Raw genomic sequence first — 23,561 nt, 5'->3', positions numbered from 1 at the left:
TGATACATATGGTGCAAACAGTAAATGAATTAATTAAACATCCGGTTTTCTATTTCTTTAACGAAATCTCAGCTATTCCTAGAGAATCTGGAAATGAAAAAGAAATTAGTAACTATTTAGTTTCTTTTGCAAAAGAAAGAAGCCTTGAGGTTATCCAAGACGAAGCTTTAAATGTAATCATTAAAAAGCCGGCAACTAAAGGATATGAACATGCTCCAGCTATCATTTTGCAAGGACATATGGACATGGTATGCGAGTTAAATAAAGGAACTGTCCATGACTTTGAAAAAGATCCTCTTCAACTGCGAATTGTTGAAGATATGCTTTATGCAAATGGTACTACGCTAGGAGCTGATAACGGGATTGCCGTTGCATATGCACTGGCTTTACTAGATGCTCAAAATATAGCGCACCCCTCTCTTGAAGTAGTCATTACCACTGAAGAAGAAACGACTATGGGCGGAGCCATTGCTGTAAATCCAGCTTATTTTGAAGGGAAAATCTTTATTAACCTTGATACAGAAGAGGACGGAAAGCTCCTTGTCAGCAGCGCAGGCGGGGTAAAAGGCGTGCTTCGTATTCCTATAAACTGGGAGTCGTCTTCCAATAACTCAGAAACATATAGCTTAAGCATCGGAGGACTGCGCGGCGGACATTCCGGAATGGAAATTGACAAAGAAAGAGGAAATGCGAATAAACTGCTAGGGAGAGTTTTATATGATTTACAACAAGAACTTCCCTATTCTTTAAGCAGCATTAGCGGAGGATTAAAATCAAATGCAATTCCCCGTGAATCAGAAGCAATTCTATCAGTTGAGCCTTCTGAGGTAGGAAAGCTAGAAAATAAGATTCGTGAGTGGAACGAAATAGTAAAAAATGAATTACAAGCGGCTGATCCGAGCGTATATGTAAAAATAAACAAATTTTCTTCCGTTGAGAAATGTTTTACAAGAGAAACGACAGAACGAATTGTACAAGCTATTATGCTAACACCAAACGGCGTTCAAAGCATGAGTATGAATATTGAAGGATTAGTAGAATCTTCTACCAACTTAGGTGTGATCACGACGACAGAATCTGAGGTTGTTTTTCAAAATGAAATTCGCAGCTCAGTAAAAAGCTTAAAAGAAAAAATAGTAAGTCAAGTGCGCATACTTGCTCAGGTAGTCGGGGGAAGAGTTGAAACAAAAGGTAATTATCCTGAATGGGCGTACAATGGAGATTCAAAAATTCGCGAATTATGTAAAAAGGTTTACAAAGAAAAGTATGGTGAAGAGGCGGAGATCATCGCCATCCATGCTGGAATTGAATGCGGTATTTTCTTAGAAAAAATCCCTGGATTAGATGCCATTTCGCTCGGACCCGATATGTACGACGTTCATACACCTGATGAACACCTGAGCATTCCGTCTACTCTTAAGACATGGGAATACTTATTAGCAGTATTAAAAGAGGCAAATAAGATATAAAGTTATCAGCATCCCTATAATCTTAAAAAGAGAGCTTCTGTAAAGGAGCTCTTTTTCATTCGTCATTTATCAGATAATAAATAGGGTTCCATCAACGCGTCAGGCAATTGAGAACATTTATGTAAGCGTTTTACAAATAAAGGTTTTAAAACGGTCCTAAAAGAGGTAAACAATTATTAAAACGATAGACAAATGAATTCAAAACAAGCTCTGCAACTAATAAATTAGTAGGGAGAGAATGTATATGAATGATAATAGTCTTATCAAAGATCCTTTTTTAGAAAAAGGAGAAATTGAATTTTTAGAATTAAAGAAAGACGAAATACGTTATCTAAAGTTCGATCGATTTTTAAAAGTCATTAAAGCACTTAATCAACGCAGTGATAAAGGCTACCAGAGTCTTATGCTTTCCGTTGATGGCTTTAAAGGTACTTCAAGAGAATTATATGAGATAGAGGAGTTTCGCAGGTATGTAAATTTGTTAATTAATCAAGTTCCTCAAATGTTATTTTATATTCATGATAAAAACAAAATGACCAATCAAATTTTAAAAAGTCTATCAAACAATAGCAGCCAGCCGGCCTCTATAGATCCTAAAAGAGCACGTTTAATGATTGATGCCATACAAGAGCAAGTAGCGAAAACAGAGGATAAAGAGATAAAGGAGAATCTTTCTGAATTCGTATGTAAAATCCAGAGCTTTGTGAATCAGTATTAACAGTTCCCAATAGAAAAGCAGAATCCATATTATAAAAAAGTACGAGAACTTAAAGCTTCTCGTGCTTTTTTTGTTGGGAAAACTGTAGAAAAAGAAAAGGATTATCAACATATATTGATAAATAATAAAAGTAAAGCTTCATATTTGGCAGTGAAATAATCAGGAGGGATGAACATTGAATCATATTGAAATAAGAAGACCAAAAATAGAGGACAGCGCAGAACTCCACGAGCTTTTTAATGAAGTGATCACAGATACCTTTCATAGAGAGGGTCTATCTGACATGGTGAACGATATACAAATAGAAATTGAAAGTAAAGAACAATATTTAAAAAGTGACCTTGATAGCGATGGGAAATGTCGATTCTTTTGGCTCGGAATAGATACGTGCACCAATAAGATTATTGGCTGCATTGAATATGGCCCTGTTAGTGAATTAATTATGGCGTGTACAAAAGGGGAGCTGCAAGGATGGATTGAAATCGGCACAGTTTTTGTTCATCCAAAGTACCAAAGAAAAGGGGTAGGAACACTGCTTATACATATTATGCTGCTTACGCTTCAAAGCAGAGAAATTAAAAAAATTTGTTTGGATAGCGGATACAAGAATGCTCAGAAAGTATGGAAAAACATATTTGGAATTCCCGATTACTTAGTAAAAGATTACTGGAGCAAAGGATATCATCACATGATTTGGAAAATAGAAACAGAACGTACACCGATGGTATTTAAGTTCAGTCATAACGGATAATAAGATGTCTTCTAGAAAATAGCCGGTAGAAAGGTACCGGCTATTTTCTACTGATTGAGCTACGATTATTTAAAGATAAAAAAGACCTCTCTGAAGGTCTTTTTTTTATGGACATATAACAATTCTTTTTAAGAGCGAGCAGGATAGTTTATTAGAGAGCTAGAATACATTCATAATACGAACGATTACGGCAACAAGCTGAATATGAGAAAAACATATTCGTATCTTTGAATAATAAAGCTTTTATCACTTATGTGGAGGAGTATGGAAATGTCTATATATGAAATTTGGAATGAAGTGGATCTTTATATGAATGACAAGCTCATACAACCTGACCCTATTCTTGATGAGGTATTGAAGGCAAATCAAGAGGCTGGATTACCTGCCATCGACGTATCGCCTAGTCAAGGAAAGTTTCTGCATTTGTTAGCTTCATTAAAAGGGGCTAAACGCATTTTGGAAATTGGTACTCTTGGAGGGTACAGCACGATTTGGCTAGCCAGAGCTCTTCCGAAAGATGGACAGCTGATTACGCTCGAATTAAGCGCTCAGCATGCAGAAGTAGCACGAGCTAATTTAAAAAGAGCGGGAGTAAGCCACTTAGTAGAAGTCATTGTCGGCCCCGGGCTTGATACATTAGCTGTATTAAAGGATAAGGGAACAGAGCCGTTTGATCTTATCTTTATTGATGCTGACAAGCCGAATAACCCAAATTACTTAAAGTGGGCTCTAGAATTATCGAAACGAGGAAGTACGATTATTTGTGATAATGTTGTTCGTCAAGGGCATGTGGTGAACTCAGAAAGTGAAGATGAAAATGTAAAGGGAATTCGACAATTTATGGATGCTCTGGCTCAAGAAAAACGAATCAGCGCCACGGCTATACAAACCGTTGGAAGCAAAGGCTATGATGGATTCATTGTAGGGATTGTTGAATGATAGAACTCGTGTTACATATAAAGAGGCTGGGACAAAAGTAGTTTTGTTGAAGGGAAATCCGACCGATGAATTCAAATTCTTGATGGAGAATCTCGATTCCTCGGTCGAATTTTTTCATGGTGATAGTGAACGTAAATTTCATGTGTGTAGGCGTAGGTGCTTCTAGCTGTGGATTGATTTCGTTATCTCCCAGCCTCTATTTAATTTGCGTCCAACTTATTTGTTATTTGCTTTGCTGTCAGAAAATTAATCAACTCTCTTACAGCGAATGAACTGTAGCGTTCTTTTAACAGAATAATTCCAAGTTCCCACATCATTTCAGGATCTGCAATAGGTACCGTAATAATATTGGAATCTTTCACTTTGGCATAAAGCGATTCGGGTAAAATAGCAATACCTAGTTCTGCTGCTGTTAATTCAATAATTAAATCCCATTGAGAACTTTTATATGCGATAGAAGGCATAAATCCTGATTTTAAAGCATCTTGAATTAACCGGTCGTGCAGCGTAAATTCTTCACTGAACATAATGAATTTTTCATGCTCCAATTCTTTCATCCAGACGGAAGAACGTTTCACTAAAGGATGGTTTTTATGGGCGTATAAAAGGAATCTCTCCTTAACGAACGGGTATACGTGAAAATGCTCATCATGACCGCTTGTGAGAGGAAGCATAACAATCCCCATATCTACACCAGCCTCTTCCACAAGGGCTTCAATTTTTTTTGCTCCAAATTCAATAAGCTCTAGAGATACTTTAGGGTATTGTTCATTAAATGCTTTTGCAATCTTCGGGAAAAACAAGGTCCCGATGAGCGGAGGGATTCCCATCTTGATTTGCCCTGTTTGCAAGTTCATTAAATCGCCCAACAAGTGAGGCATGTCTTTTAACACCGACAGCGCTTTAGTTGCCTGATGATACACGACTTCTCCTGCATCGGTTAGCTTTAATTCTCTTGTTGAACGGTCAAGAAGCTCAAATCCTAGTTCATTTTCTACTTTTTTGACGGCTTTACTTAAAGCCGTTTGTGACAAATGAACTTGCAGCGCTGCCTTTGTAAAATTTTTATGATTCGCTACCTCTATAAAGTATTCTAAGTCTCTGATTTCCATGTGAAACTCCATTTCTGCAAACTGCTTATCCTTTTTTTTTACTCTTTATTTTAACCATTAAATTATTTACTGTAAATGCGCTGATTAAAAAAGGGAGCTATCCAATGAATAAAAACGAGGAAAGGAAATGAACTAAAGTTTCTGTCGAAATTGATTTATAAAACCAATAATCTTTTTATAGAGAAACATAGATTTTGCTACTAGCTGATGAGGAATATAAAGATTTTTGCCTGTACGTTCGGGCAAAAATGCAAAACTTATCAAAATAACTGAAAGCCCAAAGGCTGCAGCTGTAATCTCTATCCAAGAAAACACCATATCATTCCTCCTTTTACAAACCTATTAATAGAATATGTAAAAGTTTGAAAGGAGGTTGTACGATAGACCTATAAAGAGCGTCGTCATTAAGCTCTCTCAAAATAAAATGACGTCAAAGAACGCAGGGCCTGTGCCAAACGTTCTTTGACGTCATTTTATTTTCGCTCTTCAGCTTGATGCTCTTGTTTGTTTTGCTCAGTGAGACGTTTTTGATGAGCTTTTGTTTCTGCACTTACGTGATTCGCATCATTCGGTTGATTCTTCTTTGAACCTCCTGCAGCGTTACTCATTAGACGACACCTCCAGTCCGGTTATGAAACATACCTATAGAATGTGCGTATTTACAAACTTTATACACGGCTATCGATATTACTGCACACGAAAAAAGCAAAGGGAGAGTCACTAAGACTGTTCCCTTTGCTTTTTTACTAGGCAACTTTATCGGTGGTGATAATTTTGTTAATCCAGTCTTTTCCTTCTGTAAACCTTGTAACAAGCATCGCTGTTACTGTATTTCCCGTACTGTTTAAGAGCGTAGCAGGGGCGTCAATAATTGTGGAAATGACCGCAATGATGGGCAGAACTTCTGGCGAAAATCCGTAAATTGTAATGATTAACATTTCGCCAATCATACCGCCTCCAGGAATTGCTCCCATTACGGCTCCAACTAAAAAGGCTACGCCTAATATGCTCAAAATACTCGTAGCAGACGTCATATCTTTGCCGAACAAACTGAATAAGAAAACAATTTTTAGAATACCACCGATAACAGAACCATCTTTATGGGTGTTTGCTCCTAATGGAATCACTGTTTCAGCAATATCCAGCGGCACACCCATTTTCTTTGTTGCATCTAAATTGACTGGAATAGATGCAGCAGAAGAACACGTAGCAATAGCAGTGATAGAAGGAGCAGTTGCATTTTTCCAAAACAGCTTAATTCCTGCTTTACCGCCAGCAATCCATGCGTATAGCGTAAAGAAGCCAAAATAGTAAACGATTGCAATTAATAAATAAAGAATAAATGCTCTAGCATACCCTTGCAAGATCTTTGGTCCAAGTTCTCCTACTACAGTAGCAAAATAGCACCCTAAACCAATTGGAGCATAGTACATGACAATTTTAACGACTTTCATCGATACTTCTTGACCCGAAGTCAGAAATTTCGCCATAGGCTGTCCTTTTTCACCAGCCATCGTGGTAGCAATACCGAAGATAACGGCAAAGACAATTAATTGTAAAATATGCTCTTTCGAAAATAACTGAACAAAATCAGGTACAGTAAATGTACTAACAAGCTGATTTAAAAGCGTCATTTTTTCAGCTGTATTTTCACTGTCACCCATTAATTCTTTAATGGCAGAAGTATCTACGTTGTGCAGCGGATTGTAAAGTGATGCGCCTAAAAAGCCTAGAACGGCTGAAACAGCAGCAGTGGCGACAAACACAACGGCGATACCTAGCATAATTTTACCAAGACGTTTCATTTCGTTCATGTTTGCGATCGCCGAAGCCACACTAAAAAAGACAAGGGGAACGATAATCATGAACATTAAATTAAGAAACAAATCACCAAAGGGCTTTACGACTGCCACATCGGGCCCGATAGCATATCCTGCTATCCCGCCAATTAAAATAGCGAGAAGCAGAATAAGCGATGATCTGTACGTTTTAAATACACTTAAAACCATATAGATTTCCTCCAAACAACAATAGCTTCTTTACTACGCAAGAACAGCTATCATTTGCTCATTGCATACGTAGTAACGACTGGCTTTACATCTTTACGCACCAAATCTTCGTATGTTTCTCGCTCTACAGCAAGACGAGCTTCTCCATTTTTCACAAATACAACAGCAGGGCGCGGAATACGGTTGTAATTGCTAGCCATTGAATAGTTGTAGGCACCTGTAGAGGATACTGCTAGTAAATCTCCTTGATTAACGCGCGGTAAATCGATATCCCAAATAAGCATATCTCCTGATTCACAGCATTTCCCCGCAATTGATACTGTTTCATCTTTTTTATCCGTCACTCTATTAGCCAAGACAGCTTCATGTTTTGCATCGTAAAGAGCAGGACGGATATTATCGGTCATACCGCCATCAATTCCTACGTATTTGCGTACACCTGGAATCTCCTTCGTTGAGCCGATTGTATAAAGCGTTGTACCTGCTTCTCCTACGATGCTTCTTCCAGGCTCAATCCAGACTTCCGGAAGGGTATAATTCTGTTCAGTTAACGTGCGGCTTAGCTTTTCTGTCAGTGCATCTACATAATACTCAACTGGAAGTGGAGAGTCGCTTTCGGTATAACGAATACCAAAACCACCACCTACGTTTAAAACTTTTACTTCAAATTCCATTTTATCACGAATACTGAATAAGAAATCAGTTAAAATATCAATGGCGCGAGAAAAACCATCTACTTCAAAAATTTGCGAACCAATATGACAATGAATGCCTAAAAGATCGTAGTAAGGCTTTTCTAATGCAGAACTTACCGCTTTCATAGCCTGGTCATTGGAAAGACCAAATCCAAACTTGGAGTCTTCCTGTCCGGTCATAATATACTCATGTGTGTGGGCTTCAATCCCTGGAGTAACACGCAGAAGAATAGATGCTTTCTGTTTGCGCTCAGCTGCTAAGGCATGTAAAACTTCAAGTTCGGTAAAGTTATCCACAACAAAACAGCCAATATTCGCATCAAGAGCCATTTCAATTTCTTCAATCGTTTTGTTATTTCCATGAAAATGAATGCGTTCAGCTGGATATCCCGCTTCAAGAGCTGTAAATAATTCGCCTCCTGAGACCACATCTAATGACATATCAAGCTTCGTTAAAAGGCTAGCCATTTCCATACAAAGAAACGCTTTCCCTGCATATGCGATTTGATATGAAAATCCGCTTCTTTGAAAGGCTGAATGGAAGGCCTTGCATTTCGTCTCAATTAATTCTTGATCGTAGATGTATAGGGGAGTGCCGTATTGTTTTTTCAGTTCGACCGTATCGCACTGCCCAATTTCTAAATGATTGCTGCTGTTAATTTTACTCGTTCCATGTAAGTACATAATCCGTATCCCTCCATTTAAATCATTCAACTATAACTTTGATGGTCAGTAGAAAAACACAAAAAAGACCCGTGAAGTGATGTTCACGCGTCTTGGTTTCATAATAATAAAGTATTATTACATTCTAGGCATCAACATCTCTTCAATAGCTCTCCACAAACCAAGTGGTTTGTGACAGCTCAGCATTTATTCAATACTGAACCAGTATATGAACACAATGGATGTTTATATACTTCGGCACGAAATCCCTTTTACTTATCTTCACAGACTCCATTAGTCTCCAATAAGTGACTCTTGATTTCATGCACCTCTATTCTCAGAGAGGAAAATTATATTTAAATGTAACTCCTATTATATTTCCTTTTCCTCCGTCTAGTCAATGAAAAGTTAAGGCATAGGAATATTAAAGAAGATAAATAAAAAAGCTATGAAGCTTCCAGATAGAATCCAAGCAGCCAGCGCTGTCTTCTGATGAATGACTAAAAGTGAGAACGTGACAATATTGAAGAGAAAAGAACATAGCAGCGACCATCCATAATGATGAGTGATACTGTGATTAACATAAGCAATGAACTCAATCACAGTAAATAAAAGCGCCCACAAAAGAATCCACCACAGCCGGCCGCTTACATGCAGCGGCAGCCTTCCTAAAAAAACCGGTATAACAAACGGATAAATAATTAAGGTTATTCCAAGAGAAACCATTAGGTGATCGGGTAGAAAAAGATGATCAATACCAACAGGGTGAAATACCCATACGCGGTGATGAAACAGCAGCACTTCATAAAGCAAATTCCCCGTGACCCAAAACAGCAAAGTAGGGTAGTATTCTTGATACCTTCGCCACTTGCCAAATAGTAAACCAAGAATGATAAAAAATAATACAAATGAAGATTGCATACGCTCTCCTTAAAATAATGGTTATTTCTTTTTATTTACATATTATAGTGGTTTTATTCTTTCATTTTTTTATTCAGCACCTATAATAGAAAAGCCGTAAGCCACAGCGTTAAAGACGTATTACCACTATTTACGGCTTTCTTCACCCTGTTATAATCTTGGTAAAAGAACTTCTACCGCTTTTGTTTACGAGACGAAAGGAGCTATATGTCAAAGTCAGCAAGGCTTAAAAATAAGCTTAAAATAGCTTCGCCTAGTATGTGACTTCTTTTTTTGCTATGCTAAAATTGCATACATATAGCATGAGAATACTAGAAGAAAGAAAAGGGTGTTTTGGTATGAAAACATACATCGTAGTTGGAGCTGGGGTACTTGGAGCTTCTACGGCATATCATTTAGCAAAAGCAGGAGCAGATGTGACATTGATAGATCGCAAGGATGCTGGTCAAGCTACTGATGCAGCAGCAGGAATTGTTTGTCCGTGGCTTTCGCAGCGTCGAAATAAAGCATGGTACCGATTAGCAAAAGGCGGCGCCAAGTACTATCAAACATTAATTCAGCAATTAGAAGAAGATGGAGAAACGGATACGGGATATAAGCGAGTAGGAGCAATTAGTTTACACACTGATGAACAAAAGCTTAAAAAAATGGAGGAACGAGCATATAAGCGTCGGGAAGAAGCCCCCGAAATAGGCGAGATTACACGTTTATCCGCTAAAGAAACACAGGCTTTGTTTCCGGCTCTTTCGGAAGAATACAGTTCAGTTCATATTAGTGGAGCCGCTCGCGTTAACGGAAGAGCTCTTCGAAACGCACTTGTGAATGCAGCGAAGAAAAACGGTGCAAAAATAATAGAAGGAAACGCAGAACTACTTTATGAAAATAATCAAGTAACGGGCGTTGCCGTAAATGGACAAACCCTTCTAGCAAGTACAACAATCGTGACAGCAGGAGCGTGGGCAAATCAATTACTAGAGCCTCTTGGAGTGAAATTTTTAGCAAGCTTTCAAAAAGCGCAAATTGTCCACTTGCATCTTCCTGATTTAGATACAAAAGACTGGCCCGTTGTAATGCCTCCAAGCGACCAATATATTCTTTCGTTTGAACAAGGTCAAATTGTCATGGGAGCAACACATGAAAACGACACGGGTTATGACTTGAGGGTAACGGCTGGGGGGCTTCATGAAATTTTTTCAAAGGCCTTATCAATTGCTCCTGGCTTAACAGAAAGCACAGTCTTAGAAACAAGGGTAGGGTTTCGACCATTTACTCCAGGCTTCTTGCCAGTCATTGGGGCTCTTCCAGCTTACGAAGGAATACTAGTAGCGAATGGTCTCGGAGCTTCAGGCTTAACGTCGGGCCCTTATCTTGGTTCAGAGCTTGCTAAATTAGCACTTGAAATGGAAATGGAAATTGATCTTAGCGATTATGATGTAAGAGGAGCTATTGAGTCCTAAGCAAATAGAATGAATGAAAACAAATAGAAGTTCGCAAACTATAACTACTATATGATGAAAGGAAGTAGATTGTTTGCGAAAGATTATGATAAGTGCAGCAGCAGCTTTTTTATTTATGAGCGCGACACCTGTATTAGCGGAAAACAATCCTCAGCCAGAAACAAAAGACGTGCAGCTGACGTCTCAGCAAAAGCAGGAATTATCCGTTCTGTACAAAGAAATGTTCGAAAAAAAGAAAGAAATACTTTCAAAATATGTGGAGTACGGCGTGCTAAGCAAAACGGAGAGTCAAAACATTTCTTCACATATGGAGAATCGCTATCAGCATATGGAGCAAAATGGTTTTGTCCCGAAGCGTCACTGTCATAAAATGCATCATTCAAAGTAATTCCTATTCACATAAAAAAGCGCCTATACAGGCGCTTTTTTATGTGAATGAATGGAAAATATCCGCTTCTTTATCTAGTAAATTTTAAACACCTCATGTAAAATTAAGAGAATGAGAACGAGTAGGAAAGATGCTAGTGAGGGGTAGGTAAATATGAACGATGAACGAAAATAAAAAAATAGTCCGATTACATGCAGAAAATCATTCAGCTGAGGCTCTAGGAATCATATTTGCTTACAAACAAAAAGGTGACCATCTTGTTTACAGTATGTATCAAGGAGAAAGCGTTTCTGAGCAAAAAATACCTCTAGAAGAATGGGTCTCGTATGAGCATTTTTTTGAAGCGCTAAATAAAAAGAAAAAGCTTATGTACGAGCTTCAAATAAATGATAAACGCTATGTAGTAAACTTAACCCCTTTATCTTACACAGAAAAACCTGAAGTTATGGGACATTGCGTGAATATAACTAGTTATCAGGAGAAAAAAGAACAGATTCAGCCTTTTATTTATCATAACGCAGATGCTGTTGCTATCGTTGACTTAGAGGGTAAAACGCTTCAAGTGAACCCTGCGTTTGAGAATACATTTGGCTGGACGTTTGAAGAACTTCATCAAAAGCCTCTTCCGATTATACCTTCGCTTTTAAAGGAGCCCGTGTGCGAACTTCATAAGACTATTCAATCAGGGGAATCGAAAACGGAATTTGAGACGGTCAGACAGCATAAAGACGGGCATTTAATTAATGTAAGCGTCACACTATTTCGCGTTGAAAATATGAATGATTGGCCGTTATGCATTGCGTTTGTCTATCGAGATATAACATCGCGCAAGCAGGATGAGACGGCTTTAAAAGAAAGCGAACAGCGCTACCGAAGTTTGATTGAGTTATCCCCGGAAGCGATTATCGTTCATAGTGAAGGTAAAATTGATTATATCAACCCTGCAGGAGCTAAAGCATTAGGATACAAGAATCCTCAAGATGTATTAGGAGCTTGTGTTTATCAGTTTGTTCACCCTGATTACTATGATGTTGTAAAACAGCGAATTTATCGAATGAAAACAGAAAATAAATCTGTGGATCTGCAGGAAGAAAAGTTTATTCATAAAGACGGTCATACGATTGATGCCGAAACCATTGCCTTTCCTATTCCCTATATGGGAAAGCAGGCCATTCAAGTTTTGTTTCGTGATATTACAGAACGTAAAAAAACTGAAAAATTGCTGCGTGAATCCGCTCAGCTTTCCTTAGTCGGACAGTTAGCAGCGGGTATCGCTCACGAAATCAGAAACCCTCTAACAGCGGTAAAAGGATTTATGCAGTTATTAGAAGAAACGAGCGGTCAGCCTTACTATGTAGAAATGATAAATCATGAGTTAGATAGAATCGAATTGATTGCCGACGAGTTCTTGAGTCTTGCAAAGCCTCAGGCGAAAACCTACAAAGACAAACACGTCCAAGATATCTTAGAGAACACGTTAAAGCTAGCTGAGGTGCAGGGGATTACAGAGAAAATTCACGTAAAAAAAGAGATTGATCTTCATCTTCCTCTCGTATTATGCGAAGAAAACCAGTTAAAACAGGTCTTTAGCAATATATTTAAAAATGCCGTCGAATCCATGCCAAGTGGAGGAACTGTAACGATTCAACTAAAAAGATTTAATCAGGAGAACCTTGTTGTCCGGTTTAGCGACGAGGGGCCAGGCATCACGCAGGAACGAATGCAGCATTTAGGAAAACCTTTTTATAGTACGAAAGAGAAAGGAACGGGGCTTGGACTGATGGTGTGCTATAAGATCATTCGAGAACATAGAGGAGAAATTAATTTTGTAAGTGAACTTGGAAAAGGAACTACCGTAGACATTCTTTTGCCTTTTAAAAAGTAGATTCTACTTTTATAAGCATGAAACCTTTTCTAAAGGGGAATACATGTTAGTGAACGAATAATGAGGTTAAAATAGGAGGGAATACGATGGAACGTATTGAAACGGGAGAGATTTTTACAATTTTAGATGAAAATGATCAAGAGCAAGATATTGAAGTGCTTGGAAAAATGACGATTGAAGGCCACGATTATATTGCCGTTGCGTTTGTGGAAGAAGTTTTAATTGAAACAGAAGAAGAAATTGATGTTTTCTTTTTAAAAATTGAAGATGATGGTGAATGGTCTTCAATTGAAGATGATGATGAGTTTGAAAAAGTATCAGCCGTATTTGAGGAAATGACATCCGCGTAAAAAGAGAGGTTACAACCTCTCTTTTTTTTGTTTCTAAATAATATAATATTTAGAATTTTTCTAAAAATATCTTGCTGAATTATTTCCCTTCATTTATGATAAATATGTAACATACCAACCGGTTAGTAAGTAAATGAAAGCGAGGGACTACCGTGTATTTTTCTTACTCTGACAAAGTAGTGAAGCTGCAAAAAGAATTGAGCTCTTTTGTGGAAGAGCATATTTATCCAAATGAACGGCTATACGAACAACAGCTGAATGAACAGCCATCTAGATGGTCAGCTGTTCCTCCAATCATGGAAGAGTTAAAAGAAAAAGCAAAGCGAGCTGGGCTATGGAACTTATTTTTGCCAGAAAGCGAATACGGAGCAGGTCTAACAAATGTAGAATACGCTCCTCTTTGCGAAATTATGGGCCGTTCTATTATTGGGCCAGAAGCTTTTAACTGCGGAGCTCCTGACACTGGCAATATGGAAGTGCTGGTTCGATACGGAACGCCTGAACAGAAAGAAAAATGGCTAAAGCCTCTGTTAAATGGAGACATTCGCTCCTGCTTTTCTATGACAGAACCGGATGTAGGTTCTTCTGATGCCACAAACATTCAGTGCAGTATTGTAAGAGAAGGCGATGAATATGTAATCAATGGAAGAAAATGGTGGTCTTCAGGTGCGGGAGATCCTCGCTGCAAAATTGCTATTGTCATGGGAAAAAGCGATTTTAACGCATCTAAATATGAACAGCAGTCTATGATTCTAGTTCCATTAAATACTCCGGGAGTTAAAATTGAACGAATGCTGCCAGTCTTTGGATACGATCACGCTCCTCATGGACATGCTGAAATTCATTACGACAATGTGCGTGTGCCAGCATCCAATATGCTTTTAGGAGAAGGAAAAGGGTTTGCTATTGCTCAAGGTAGATTAGGGCCTGGACGTATTCATCACTGCATGCGTCTAATAGGAGCAGCTGAAAGAGCGCTCGAAGAATTATGTAAGCGTATTCAAAGTCGTTCTACATTTAATAAGTTGCTTTCTCAGCAAGGGGTTATTCAAGAATGGGTTGCAGAATCGCGTATTGAAATTGAGCAAGCTCGCTTATTAACATTAAAAGCTGCTTATATGATGGACACAGTTGGAAATAAAAAAGCGCGGAAAGAAATTGCCATGATTAAAGTAATAGCTCCTGCTATGGCTTTAAAAGTCATTGATCGTGCCATTCAAGCATTTGGAGCAGCAGGTGTTTCAGAAGACACGCCGCTTGCGGCACTTTGGGCAAATGCCCGCACTTTGCGCCTTGCCGATGGTCCAGACGAAGTGCACAAAGCACAGCTTGCAAGACTTGAGCTAAAATCCTATCAAGAACAGGAGGCAACCTATGCACATAAAGGATCTGTTTGATTTAACTGGAAAAACAGCTATTATTACCGGAGGAGGCAGAGGATTAGGAGAGCAAATGGCAGAAGGGCTTGCAGAGGCAGGGGCAAATATTGTTCTATGCTCAAGAAAAAAAGAAGCATGTCAGCAAGTGGCTAATCGATTGGCCACCATGGGCGTAAAAACCCTCGCTTTAGCATGCGACATCAGTCAGCCTGAAGATATTAAAAATGTCGTGCATCAAACGATTGAAACATTTGGACGCATCGATATTTTAATTAACAACAGCGGAGCTACGTGGGGAGCTTCGGCTGAAGAAATGCCTCTTGAAGCATGGCAAAAAGTGATGAATATTAATGTGACGGGCACGTTTTTAATGTCACAAGAAGCTGGAAAAGAAATGATTAAACAAAAAGCTGGTAAGATTATTAACATTGCTTCAATTGCGGGTCTTGGAGGAACGGACCCTCAGTATATGGATACAATCGGGTACAACACGAGTAAAGGAGCGGTCATTACGTTCACGAAAGATTTAGCTGTCAAATGGGGACAGCATAATATTCAAGTTAATGCAATTGCGCCGGGATTTTTTCCTACTAAAATGTCAGGTGCGATTATGGAACAAGGAAAAGATTATTTTCTAAGTCAAACCCCTTTAAAACGCTTTGGCTCCGAAGCTGATTTAAAAGGAGCGGCTGTTTTTCTTGCTTCTGCAGCGTCTAATTATATTACGGGCGATATTCTGACAGTAGATGGTGGAGTTCATGCTATGTGAATAAGAAAGGAGTTACTCAATGGAAGACGTTAAAAAATGGTTTACACCTTATCCAGAAGCCTACACTCATGACATTCACATCGAAGATATTTCACTATTTGATATGCTGAAAGAAACAGCCGAACGTTATCCTGCTCACACAGCCACGCGCATGTATCAGCATACGTTAACGTACCAGGAGCTGTACCACTCAGTTCGCGTATTTGCAGGAGCACTGCAGAAAAAAGGGATTAAAAAAGGAGATCGTGTAGCAATTATGCTGCCAAATTGTCCGCAATATATAATAAGCTATTTTGGCATTGTAGCAGCGGGCGGCATTGTCACTCAGGTCAACCCCATGCTTGTCGAACAAGAACTAGAGCATATTTTACACGATTCCGGCGCAAAAAAAATAATTCTACTCGATGATTTTTATACGAGACTTCAAGAGATAAGGAATCGTGTTGAGATAGAAGAAGCGATAACCGTCAGTTTGCAAAAACCTTTTGTTCCTACATCACCAGACCTTTCCTTCTTAGATTTTCTAACCATTAAGCATGAATTTAATCAGCCGGTCATCCATCCAGCACACGATATTGCTGTTCTTCAGTATACGGGAGGAACGACCGGACCATCTAAAGGTGCGATGCTTACACATACAAACATTTACACAAACGCAGTTCAATCATACGAAATATTTAAGCATGATATTGAATTAGGAAAAGAAAAATGCTTAACCGTTATTCCATTGTTTCACGTATTTGGCATGACTTCCTGTATGCATTTATCAATTCTTTGCGGGAATGAAATATTGCTATTGCCGCGTTTTGATTTAGAAGAAGTACTAAATACAATCAAAAAAGAGCAGCCTAGTATTTTCCCTGGAGTGCCAACTATGTATGTCGCAATTACCAATCATCCGCGGGCAGAAGAATACAATATCGAAAGTATTCGCATCTGCAACAGCGGCAGTGCGCCAATGCCTGTTGAGCTGATGAAAGAGTTCGAACGAAAAACGGGTGCTAAAGTGTTAGAAGGGTACGGCTTATCAGAAGCGTCCCCCGTTACCCATTGCAACCTGCCGTTTTGTGAACGAAAGCCAGGCACAGTCGGACTTGGCGTTCCGCAAACTGCTTATAAAATTGTAGACGTGGCTACAGGAACAAAAGAACTGCCAAGAGGAGAGCTTGGAGAAATAGTGATTAAAGGCCCTCAAGTTATGAAGGGCTATTGGAATCAGCCTGAAGAAACAGCTCACGCGCTTAGAAACGGCTGGCTGTACACAGGAGATATTGGACAGATAGACGAAGATGGTTATTTATCCATTGTTGATCGCAAAAAAGATATGATTATTGCGAGTGGTTTTAATGTATATCCTCGAGATATTGAAGAAGTTTTATATGAGCACAGCCACATTAAAGAAGCCGTTGTCATTGGCGTTCCGCATCCTTACAGAGGAGAAACAATTAAAGCGATTTTGGTAGTGAAAGAAGGAAAATCTCTTTCTGAAGAAGAGCTTACTTCTTATTGTCGACATCATCTTGCAGCTTACAAAATTCCGCGAATCTTTGAGTTTCGCGCTGAGCTTCCTAAGACCAATGTAGGGAAAATTTTACGAAGAGCACTGCGAGAAGAAGTGGTGAAAGAAACGATGTAAAGAAGCTGAACATAAACAAACTTTTTCAAAAGCTCCCTCTAAGCCATGGTATAATTTGTGAAAATGAGAAAAGACAGAGAGGGTTTGACGATGAAAGATTTGATGATGGAACGAAGCATTCAGCTTTTTGCTCAAAAAGGTTTCAAAGAAACATCTATTCAAGATATTGTAAATGAATTAAACGTCACAAAAGGAACGTTTTATTATTATTTTAAAAGCAAGCAAGAGCTTTTAATGGATATTCACCTTCAATATATTGAAAGATTAATAGAAAACCAAGAGACGATTCTTGCAGATAAGACAATATCTTATCCTGAAAAGCTGCACAGCATTATTTTTAAACTTGTTCATGATATTGAGAAAGAAGGTCTTCGAGCTAAAGTGTTTTTTCGAGAGATGCGTCATTTGAGTGAAGAACACTTACAGCAAATCATTCCAAAGCGCGATTGTTTTAAAGAAAACGTACAGGAAATTATTGAAAAAGGAATGGAAGCAGGGCAGTTCCGTTCAGATTTGCCTTCAGATATCGTAACGCTAGGCATATTAGGAATGACAAATTGGAGCTATTTTTGGTTTCAGCCGGATGGTGAGAAGTCAGATCGAGAAGTTGCGGCTATTTTTTATAAGATGTTAATGAAAGGTATTCAGTCACAGTAGCTGCTAGGCTGGACAGTGCTCGTAAAAGGTGGGAAAGTATAAGCTCTTTCTCTCCTTTTATATTAAAAGGAGGCTATAACATGAATAGTAAAGATATACAGCGTATTGCTGTCATTGGCGCAGGACAAATGGGACATCAAATTGGTATGCTTTGTGCACTTGGAGGATATGAAACAATTATTCAAGATATGAATGAACAATCACTCATTGAGGCGAAAAATAAGCTGGAAGCAATTATAGACAAGTGGGTTCACAAAGGCAAAATCTCCTCTGATGCTAAAGAAGTCGCATTTCAAAGGTTGTCTTTTACAAGCACATTAAAGGAAGCGGTTTCAAGTGCTGATTTTGTGATTGAAGCTGTTGTAGAAAAGTTAGATGTAAAACAAAGCGTCTTTAAAGAAATAGATGAGTACGCACCAAGTCACGCCATTTTAGCATCGAATAGTTCAACAATTGTTAACTCGCTTATTGCAAGTGCAACAAACCGTCCAGAGCAAATCGTTAACATGCATTTCTTTTTTCCTCCTCTTGTAATGGACTGCGTAGAAGTTGTGATGAGTGAAAAGACAAGTGAACAAACAGCTCAAACGACAATGGAAGTTTGCAAGCAAATTAATCGCACAGCAGTCCTTCTGAAAAAAGAAATCTCAGGTTTTATTGCCAATCGAATTTTAGGAGCGCTGCAAAAAGAAGCCGTTTTCCTTTACGAAAATGGATACGCAGATTTTGAAGACATTGATACGATTTGCAAAAAAGCGCTCAATCACCCGATCGGTCCTTTTGAATTGATGGATCTCTCAGGAATTGACGTCGGATATTTTGTGATGCAGCAGCGCTATAGCGAAACAGGGGACCCTGAGGACAAGCCAGCTGCGTGCATAGAAGAAAAAGTTCAAAAAGGCGAGCTTGGACGCAAAACAGGAAAAGGTTTTTACACATACCACACACAGGGAGTGAAGCAATGATGAAAAAATTTGTACGTATTGAAAAAGAAGAGAAAACAGCTATTGTAACCATTGATAATCCGCCTTTAAATGTAATGAGCCAGGCTGTTGTGCAGCAGCTTGAAGAAACGTATGAAGAGCTTAGTAAAGATCCTGATGTCATTACAATCATTTTAACGGGAGCGGGCGACCGGGCGTTTATGGCTGGAGCTGATATTAAAGAATTTCCACAGCTAATGGGACAAAGCGGTATTAAAAAAGAGTTTATGAAAACCCATCGTGTTTTGCAAAAACTTGAAAACATTGAAAAACCAACAATTGTCGTGTTAAACGGTTTAACGTTTGGGGGAGGGTGCGAACTTTCACTAACCGCTGATATACGCATTGCTGAAGAACATGCTCAAATCGGTCTTCCGGAAGTGAAGCTCGGATTGTTTCCCGGAGGCGGCGGAACTCAGCGTCTTCCGCGCGTAATCGGCGCATCTAAAGCTAAAGAATGGATGTTTGCCGGCAGTCCTGTTTCGGCGGAAGAAGCACTTCATGCAGGCTTTGCCAATCATGTAACGCCTAAAGGAAAAGGGCTCGAAAAAGCAAAAGAGCTGGCTAAGAAATTTAACCGTCACTCTCTTCCGTCACTTTCTCGAATTAAGGCAGCGGTAAACGAAGGAATGAATCGTACACTATCTGAAGGTCTTGAACTTGAGGCAGAGCTGTTTGAAGAAGTCTTTCAAACAGAAGATATTAAAGAAGGAGTATCAGCATTTATTGAAAAGCGTCCCGCTGTTTTTTCACATAAGTAAAGGAGGAGAAAACCATGTATGAAACACAGGTCAAAGTGCGTTTTTGCGAAACAGACGCACTCGGTCACATTAACAATACGAGCTATTTCATTTATTTAGAAGAGGCACGCATTGCTTTTTTTGAAGAAATGGGAGCATCCATGCATACAAAAAAGTGGGAGTATATTTTAGCGTCTACTAAATGTGATTTTGTTGCGCAAGGATATTTTAATCAAGTGTTAACGATTAAAACCTTTGTATCTAATGTCGGCAATAAAAGCTTTACAATTGGCCATGAAATTACCGACAGCAAGACGGGATCGCTGATTGCTAAAGGAGAAGCTGTCATCGTGTACTTTGATTTTGATGCACAAAAAAGCATTTCTATTCCAGCGGACATTAAGCAGTTTTTGATGAATTATAAAGTAGCTGTTTAACTATAAAAAAGCAGGTGGTAAAAGAATGTCACAAATCATTCCTGTACGAAAAGGAGAGGAATTAAACACGGAAAAACTGCATCAGTTTCTCCGTGTTTCGATTCCTGATTTACCTAAAGAGCCTCTTTTAATCAAGCAATTTGGATCGGGTGCGTCCAATTTAACCTACGCTCTTTCAGTCGGAGAATGGGAGGCGGTGTTGAGACGCCCGCCATTTGGGCCAGTTGCGCCAAAAGCGCATGACATGGAAAGAGAATACAAGATTTTATCTGTTTTATCGAAATCTTTCCCTCTCGCTCCTAGGCCGTATGTGTTTTGTGAAGATGAAACGGTGGTCGGGAAACCCTTTTTTTTAATGGAGCGAAAGCACGGTGTTCTCATCGACACAGCGTTTCCAGAAGACGTGAAAGGAACTAGCGAACTTTGCCGTCGTATTTCAGAACAAATGGTAGATGTCCTTGTTCAGCTTCATGACGTTCCTTATAAAGGTACGCTCCTTGAAGAAATCAGCAAGCCTGAAGGTTTTTTAGAACGTCAAGTACACGGCTGGATTCATCGTTATGAAAAATCAAAAACAAGTGACATACCGGAAGTAGAAGCACTAAAGAAATGGTTGACCACACACATCCCCACTTCACAGCATTCAACCATTATTCACTATGATTATAAGCTTAACAATACGTTATTTTCACCGGATGGAAATAAAATTGTAGGATTATTTGACTGGGAAATGACAACCGTTGGAGACCCGCTTGCTGATTTGGGAGTGGCGATGAGCTATTGGATGGAAGACAGCGACCCTGAACTTTTAAAAAGAGGATTGGGGAACCCACCTGTTACTGTGCAAAAAAGCTTTTATTCCCGTCGAGATTTTGTGGAAGCGTATGCTAAAAAAAGCGGACGAGATGTGTCACACATTGACTTTTACCTGAAGTTTGCGTACTTCAAACTTGCTGTCATTTGTCAGCAAATTTATTACCGTTATAAAAAAGGCCAAACAAATGACAAACGGTTTTCACAATTTGGAGAGTATGTAAAAACGCTGATTATTCATGCTCTGCATACAGAACGCGGGCATATATGAAAAGAAAAGTTCACGTAATACTCAAAAAAGAAGAGCTTCTTGCCAAAAAGCTAGAAGGAAAAACGGTCGTTATATTTGACGTCTTATTGGCTACTTCAACAATTGCGGCTGCTTTACAACAAGGAGCAATAGAGGTTATTCCCGTAAAAAACGAAGAAGAAGCGCGCAATAAAGCAAAAACGTATAAGCCTGACGAAATTGCGCTTGTAGGCGAATATAGAGGGAAAACGATTGAAGGCTTTTTTGATCCAAGCCCCAGCACGATAAAGCAGCATGTTCAAGATAAAACGGTTATTTTGTCCACCACTAATGGAACGGTGGCCATTCATAACGCTGAAAAAGCAAAACATGTCTATGCAGCTTCACTGTTAAACGGAGAAGCGGTTGCCAGTGCTGTTTGTCAACCAAGTCAAGATGAAACTGTTTTATTGGTTTGTTCAGGTTCATCCGATCGCTTCTGTTTAGAAGATTTATATGGAGCGGGGTACTTTATAAGCTGTCTTCTGCAACTAAAAACATTTTATTTAACGGATGCTGCAAAAGCCGCACTGCTTTTGTATAAGGCTTATGAGCATTCATCTGTTGAAATATTGAAACACTCAGCCGTAGGAGAAATGCTCACTCAGTATGGCTTTCTAGACGAAATTGGCTTTGTAAGCCGGAAAAACGTCTATTCTGTAGTTCCTAAGGTAGTGAAGAAAAAGCTAGTAAACGGGGAGGAAATGATATGTCTGAAATGAAAACCGAAGCAAAAGGCGGATCATTTTTACTAAAAAAAACATCTGCGCAGCACGTCTATACACCTGAAGACTTAACGGATGAGCATCGTATGATCGCTCAGACAGCAAAGCAGTTTATTGAAAAAGAAGTCGACCCTTACCACAGTGACATTGAGCAGCAAGATTTTGATAAAGTAGTAGAATTGATGCACAAAGCAGGCGAACTCGGACTTCTTGCTCACAGTATTCCAGAAGCATATGGAGGACTAGGTCTTGATAAAGTAAGCAAAGGACTCGTCGGTGAAATCATCGGCCGGACAAGCGGATATGGAGTCGCTCATTCTAATCATACATGCATTGCGACACTTCCTATTACGTATTTTGGTACCAAAAAGCAAAAAGAAAAATACTTGCCCAAATTGGCAAGCGGTGAATATATTGGCGCCTACTGTTTGACAGAGCCAGAAGCTGGTTCTGATGCTCTTGCAGCCCAAACAAAAGCCGTATTAAATCCTGAAAAAACGCATTATGTATTAAATGGAACGAAGCAGTACATTACCAATGCTGCCTTTTCAGATACGTTCATCACATATGCAAAAGTAGACGGAGAACATTTTACCGCTTTTATTGTAGAAAAAGATTTTGAAGGACTGTCTCTCGGGCCAGAAGAAAAGAAAATGGGGATTAAAGGGTCGTCTACTCGCCCGGTTATTTATGAAGATTGTTTAGTACCCGTAGAAAACGTACTTGGACAAGTAGGAAGAGGTCACTTAATTGCGTTGAACGTCTTAAACCTTGGACGTTTTAACTTAGGTTCTGCATGTATGGGCGCAGCAAAATATGCGTTTGAACTTGCTTTAGGTTATACAAAAGAACGCAAGCAGTTTAAAACAGCTATTGCGGAATTTAACGCTTCAAAAGAAAAAATAGCAAAAATGGCGGCTCGTATTTTTGCATCTGAATCTATCCAGTACCGTACAGCTGGTTTACTAGAAGAGGCGCTTGGTGGACTATATGAAAGTGAAAATCATAAGTTAGTAGCTAAACAGCTGGCTGAATTTGCAATGGAATGTTCAGTGTGTAAAGTGTATGGATCGGAAACTCTTGATTTAATTGCCGATGAATCGCTGCAGCTTCATGGCGGAGCAGGATTTATTCAAGAATATAAAATCGAACAAGTATACCGTGACTCACGCATCAATCGTATTTTTGAAGGTACAAATGAAATCAACCGCCTTTTGCTTCCAACTCAGCTTCTAAAAAAAGCAGGCAAAGGAGAAATAGAGCTGAACAAACGAGTAGAACATGCCGTTAGTGAATTGATGAGCGGTCAGTGGGAAATATCTTCAAATGAACTTCTAGCACGAGAAAAGCAGACTGTTATTACAACAAGGCATTTATTTCTTGCATTGCTAGGAACAGCATTCCAAACGTTTCAGACAAATCTAGCGCAAGAACAAGAAACGCTGATGAAACTAGCAGAAATTGCTATTGGGCTATTCGCTATGGAGTCATCTGTGCTGCGCGTGGAAAAAGCTGTAACCAGAAATGGAGAAGAAAAAGAAACGTTAAAAAGCAAGCTCACAGCAACAGTTGTTAGTGAAACGCTCTTTGAAATTGAAAAGCAGGCTCGACAATTAATAAACGGGATGTTAACGGGTGAAAAACACCGACAGTACCGCACAATTCTTGGAAAATGGATGAATGATTTGCAAAGTGAAGGAGAGTTCATGCGCAATCGAGACATTGCCCGTGAATTTATCGACAGCGGACGATATGTTGTATAAGGAGGGGTATTAT

At 39.1% G+C, this 23,561-nt stretch carries 24 protein-coding genes and 1 riboswitch; of the genes, 18 read left to right on the top strand and 6 right to left on the bottom strand.

Annotation, left to right across the window (positions count from 1 at the left end; all coding sequences use genetic code 11):
- Positions 1-8: 8 nt before the first annotated feature.
- The 4 genes from SCI76_RS02300 (at position 9) to SCI76_RS02285 (ending at position 3,877) form a co-directional block, all read left to right on the top strand.
- Positions 9-1,469 carry an aminoacyl-histidine dipeptidase gene (locus SCI76_RS02300; RefSeq protein ID WP_048020937.1) on the top strand — a complete coding sequence of 487 codons (1,461 nt, stop codon included), beginning with the start codon at positions 9-11 and terminating at the stop codon, positions 1,467-1,469.
- Between the two features lie 244 nt (positions 1,470-1,713).
- Positions 1,714-2,187, top strand: coding sequence for a hypothetical protein (locus SCI76_RS02295; protein ID WP_033578967.1), 474 nt, complete (start codon positions 1,714-1,716; stop codon positions 2,185-2,187).
- Positions 2,188-2,362: 175 nt separating this feature from the next.
- Positions 2,363-2,938, top strand: coding sequence for a GNAT family N-acetyltransferase (locus SCI76_RS02290; protein ID WP_168760767.1), 576 nt, complete (start codon positions 2,363-2,365; stop codon positions 2,936-2,938).
- A 252-nt stretch (positions 2,939-3,190) separates the two neighbouring features.
- Positions 3,191-3,877: an O-methyltransferase gene (locus tag SCI76_RS02285; RefSeq protein ID WP_034266120.1), complete on the top strand. Its 687-nt coding sequence runs from the start codon at positions 3,191-3,193 to the stop codon at positions 3,875-3,877.
- Between the two features lie 200 nt (positions 3,878-4,077).
- Here SCI76_RS02285 and SCI76_RS02280 read toward each other — a convergent pair whose 3' ends face one another.
- The 6 genes from SCI76_RS02280 to SCI76_RS02255 form a co-directional block, all read right to left on the bottom strand.
- On the bottom strand, positions 4,078-4,989 hold the full coding sequence (locus SCI76_RS02280; RefSeq protein WP_407545015.1) for a LysR family transcriptional regulator: 912 nt from the start codon (positions 4,987-4,989) through the stop codon (positions 4,078-4,080).
- Positions 4,990-5,121: 132 nt separating this feature from the next.
- Positions 5,122-5,307, bottom strand: a complete 186-nt coding sequence (locus tag SCI76_RS02275; protein WP_028413357.1) for a hypothetical protein — start codon at positions 5,305-5,307, stop codon at positions 5,122-5,124.
- Between the two features lie 155 nt (positions 5,308-5,462).
- Positions 5,463-5,597: a hypothetical protein gene (locus SCI76_RS02270; protein ID WP_013057043.1), complete on the bottom strand. Its 135-nt coding sequence runs from the start codon at positions 5,595-5,597 to the stop codon at positions 5,463-5,465.
- A 138-nt stretch (positions 5,598-5,735) separates the two neighbouring features.
- A complete protein-coding gene (locus tag SCI76_RS02265; RefSeq protein ID WP_048020933.1) occupies positions 5,736-6,998 on the bottom strand; it encodes a dicarboxylate/amino acid:cation symporter in 1,263 nt (420 codons plus the stop codon).
- A 50-nt stretch (positions 6,999-7,048) separates the two neighbouring features.
- Complete coding sequence (gene lysA, locus SCI76_RS02260; protein ID WP_014460106.1) at positions 7,049-8,377, bottom strand: diaminopimelate decarboxylase; 1,329 nt, start codon at positions 8,375-8,377, stop codon at positions 7,049-7,051.
- Positions 8,378-8,515: 138 nt separating this feature from the next.
- Positions 8,516-8,698, bottom strand: a riboswitch (Lysine riboswitch).
- Between the two features lie 66 nt (positions 8,699-8,764).
- Positions 8,765-9,277: a CBO0543 family protein gene (locus tag SCI76_RS02255; RefSeq protein ID WP_063248009.1), complete on the bottom strand. Its 513-nt coding sequence runs from the start codon at positions 9,275-9,277 to the stop codon at positions 8,765-8,767.
- Between the two features lie 338 nt (positions 9,278-9,615).
- On the opposite strand from SCI76_RS02255, the gene SCI76_RS02250 reads away from it, so the two are divergent.
- From SCI76_RS02250 to SCI76_RS02185, 14 genes are all read left to right on the top strand, one after another.
- Positions 9,616-10,734 (top strand): NAD(P)/FAD-dependent oxidoreductase, encoded by a 1,119-nt coding sequence (locus SCI76_RS02250; protein WP_394557108.1) that lies wholly within the window; start codon positions 9,616-9,618, stop codon positions 10,732-10,734.
- 73 nt (positions 10,735-10,807) lie between these two features.
- The gene (locus tag SCI76_RS02245) at positions 10,808-11,122 is read left to right on the top strand and encodes a YckD family protein (protein WP_048020928.1); all 315 of its coding nucleotides are present in this window, start codon (positions 10,808-10,810) and stop codon (positions 11,120-11,122) included.
- Between the two features lie 160 nt (positions 11,123-11,282).
- A complete protein-coding gene (locus tag SCI76_RS02240; protein ID WP_407545014.1) occupies positions 11,283-13,007 on the top strand; it encodes a PAS domain S-box protein in 1,725 nt (574 codons plus the stop codon).
- Between the two features lie 86 nt (positions 13,008-13,093).
- Positions 13,094-13,357, top strand: coding sequence for a DUF1292 domain-containing protein (locus SCI76_RS02235; protein WP_013057050.1), 264 nt, complete (start codon positions 13,094-13,096; stop codon positions 13,355-13,357).
- 152 nt (positions 13,358-13,509) lie between these two features.
- Complete coding sequence (locus SCI76_RS02230; protein WP_407545013.1) at positions 13,510-14,754, top strand: acyl-CoA dehydrogenase; 1,245 nt, start codon at positions 13,510-13,512, stop codon at positions 14,752-14,754.
- Positions 14,732-15,505: an SDR family oxidoreductase gene (locus tag SCI76_RS02225; protein WP_048020924.1), complete on the top strand. Its 774-nt coding sequence runs from the start codon at positions 14,732-14,734 to the stop codon at positions 15,503-15,505. Before SCI76_RS02230 ends, SCI76_RS02225 begins: the two co-directional genes overlap by 23 nt.
- A 19-nt stretch (positions 15,506-15,524) precedes the next feature.
- Positions 15,525-17,141 (top strand): long-chain fatty acid--CoA ligase, encoded by a 1,617-nt coding sequence (locus SCI76_RS02220; RefSeq protein WP_168760769.1) that lies wholly within the window; start codon positions 15,525-15,527, stop codon positions 17,139-17,141.
- Between the two features lie 90 nt (positions 17,142-17,231).
- A complete protein-coding gene (locus SCI76_RS02215; RefSeq protein WP_047750971.1) occupies positions 17,232-17,798 on the top strand; it encodes a TetR/AcrR family transcriptional regulator in 567 nt (188 codons plus the stop codon).
- An 80-nt stretch (positions 17,799-17,878) separates the two neighbouring features.
- Complete coding sequence (locus SCI76_RS02210) at positions 17,879-18,763, top strand: 3-hydroxyacyl-CoA dehydrogenase family protein (protein WP_047750970.1); 885 nt, start codon at positions 17,879-17,881, stop codon at positions 18,761-18,763.
- Positions 18,760-19,542 carry an enoyl-CoA hydratase gene (locus SCI76_RS02205; RefSeq protein WP_048020918.1) on the top strand — a complete coding sequence of 261 codons (783 nt, stop codon included), beginning with the start codon at positions 18,760-18,762 and terminating at the stop codon, positions 19,540-19,542. The genes SCI76_RS02210 and SCI76_RS02205 overlap by 4 nt, the downstream gene beginning before the upstream one ends.
- A gap of 14 nt (positions 19,543-19,556) precedes the next feature.
- Positions 19,557-19,958: a thioesterase family protein gene (locus SCI76_RS02200; protein ID WP_048020916.1), complete on the top strand. Its 402-nt coding sequence runs from the start codon at positions 19,557-19,559 to the stop codon at positions 19,956-19,958.
- A 25-nt stretch (positions 19,959-19,983) separates the two neighbouring features.
- A complete protein-coding gene (locus SCI76_RS02195) occupies positions 19,984-21,042 on the top strand; it encodes a phosphotransferase family protein (RefSeq protein WP_048020914.1) in 1,059 nt (352 codons plus the stop codon).
- The gene (locus SCI76_RS02190) at positions 21,039-21,782 is read left to right on the top strand and encodes a 2-phosphosulfolactate phosphatase (protein WP_047750966.1); all 744 of its coding nucleotides are present in this window, start codon (positions 21,039-21,041) and stop codon (positions 21,780-21,782) included. The genes SCI76_RS02195 and SCI76_RS02190 overlap by 4 nt, the downstream gene beginning before the upstream one ends.
- Positions 21,770-23,548, top strand: coding sequence for an acyl-CoA dehydrogenase family protein (locus SCI76_RS02185; protein WP_168760770.1), 1,779 nt, complete (start codon positions 21,770-21,772; stop codon positions 23,546-23,548). The genes SCI76_RS02190 and SCI76_RS02185 overlap by 13 nt, the downstream gene beginning before the upstream one ends.
- Positions 23,549-23,561: the final 13 nt, after the last annotated feature.

Source organism: Priestia sp. HNGD-A6 (assembly GCF_045784335.1).
Classification (GTDB): Bacteria; Bacillota; Bacilli; order Bacillales; family Bacillaceae_H; genus Priestia; species Priestia zanthoxyli.
Note: the sequence above shows the minus strand (reverse complement) of the source record. Positions and strands in the feature narration are given on the sequence as shown.

What these genes read in the sequence shown, in the direction of transcription:
- SCI76_RS02300 (WP_048020937.1), top strand. Translation starts at nt 9, where the DNA reads ATGGTGCAAACAGTAAATGAATTAATTAAACATCCGGTTTTCTATTTC.
- SCI76_RS02295 (WP_033578967.1), top strand. Translation starts at nt 1,714, where the DNA reads ATGAATGATAATAGTCTTATCAAAGATCCTTTTTTAGAAAAAGGAGAA.
- SCI76_RS02285 (WP_034266120.1), top strand. Translation starts at nt 3,191, where the DNA reads ATGTGGAGGAGTATGGAAATGTCTATATATGAAATTTGGAATGAAGTG.
- SCI76_RS02280 (WP_407545015.1), bottom strand. Translation starts at nt 4,989, where the DNA reads ATGGAAATCAGAGACTTAGAATACTTTATAGAGGTAGCGAATCATAAA.
- SCI76_RS02275 (WP_028413357.1), bottom strand. Translation starts at nt 5,307, where the DNA reads ATGGTGTTTTCTTGGATAGAGATTACAGCTGCAGCCTTTGGGCTTTCA.
- SCI76_RS02270 (WP_013057043.1), bottom strand. Translation starts at nt 5,597, where the DNA reads ATGAGTAACGCTGCAGGAGGTTCAAAGAAGAATCAACCGAATGATGCG.
- SCI76_RS02265 (WP_048020933.1), bottom strand. Translation starts at nt 6,998, where the DNA reads ATGGTTTTAAGTGTATTTAAAACGTACAGATCATCGCTTATTCTGCTT.
- lysA (WP_014460106.1), bottom strand. Translation starts at nt 8,377, where the DNA reads ATGTACTTACATGGAACGAGTAAAATTAACAGCAGCAATCATTTAGAA.
- SCI76_RS02255 (WP_063248009.1), bottom strand. Translation starts at nt 9,277, where the DNA reads ATGCAATCTTCATTTGTATTATTTTTTATCATTCTTGGTTTACTATTT.
- SCI76_RS02250 (WP_394557108.1), top strand. Translation starts at nt 9,616, where the DNA reads ATGAAAACATACATCGTAGTTGGAGCTGGGGTACTTGGAGCTTCTACG.
- SCI76_RS02240 (WP_407545014.1), top strand. Translation starts at nt 11,283, where the DNA reads ATGAACGAAAATAAAAAAATAGTCCGATTACATGCAGAAAATCATTCA.
- SCI76_RS02235 (WP_013057050.1), top strand. Translation starts at nt 13,094, where the DNA reads ATGGAACGTATTGAAACGGGAGAGATTTTTACAATTTTAGATGAAAAT.
- SCI76_RS02225 (WP_048020924.1), top strand. Translation starts at nt 14,732, where the DNA reads ATGCACATAAAGGATCTGTTTGATTTAACTGGAAAAACAGCTATTATT.
- SCI76_RS02220 (WP_168760769.1), top strand. Translation starts at nt 15,525, where the DNA reads ATGGAAGACGTTAAAAAATGGTTTACACCTTATCCAGAAGCCTACACT.
- SCI76_RS02215 (WP_047750971.1), top strand. Translation starts at nt 17,232, where the DNA reads ATGAAAGATTTGATGATGGAACGAAGCATTCAGCTTTTTGCTCAAAAA.
- SCI76_RS02210 (WP_047750970.1), top strand. Translation starts at nt 17,879, where the DNA reads ATGAATAGTAAAGATATACAGCGTATTGCTGTCATTGGCGCAGGACAA.
- SCI76_RS02205 (WP_048020918.1), top strand. Translation starts at nt 18,760, where the DNA reads ATGATGAAAAAATTTGTACGTATTGAAAAAGAAGAGAAAACAGCTATT.
- SCI76_RS02200 (WP_048020916.1), top strand. Translation starts at nt 19,557, where the DNA reads ATGTATGAAACACAGGTCAAAGTGCGTTTTTGCGAAACAGACGCACTC.
- SCI76_RS02195 (WP_048020914.1), top strand. Translation starts at nt 19,984, where the DNA reads ATGTCACAAATCATTCCTGTACGAAAAGGAGAGGAATTAAACACGGAA.
- SCI76_RS02190 (WP_047750966.1), top strand. Translation starts at nt 21,039, where the DNA reads ATGAAAAGAAAAGTTCACGTAATACTCAAAAAAGAAGAGCTTCTTGCC.
- SCI76_RS02185 (WP_168760770.1), top strand. Translation starts at nt 21,770, where the DNA reads ATGTCTGAAATGAAAACCGAAGCAAAAGGCGGATCATTTTTACTAAAA.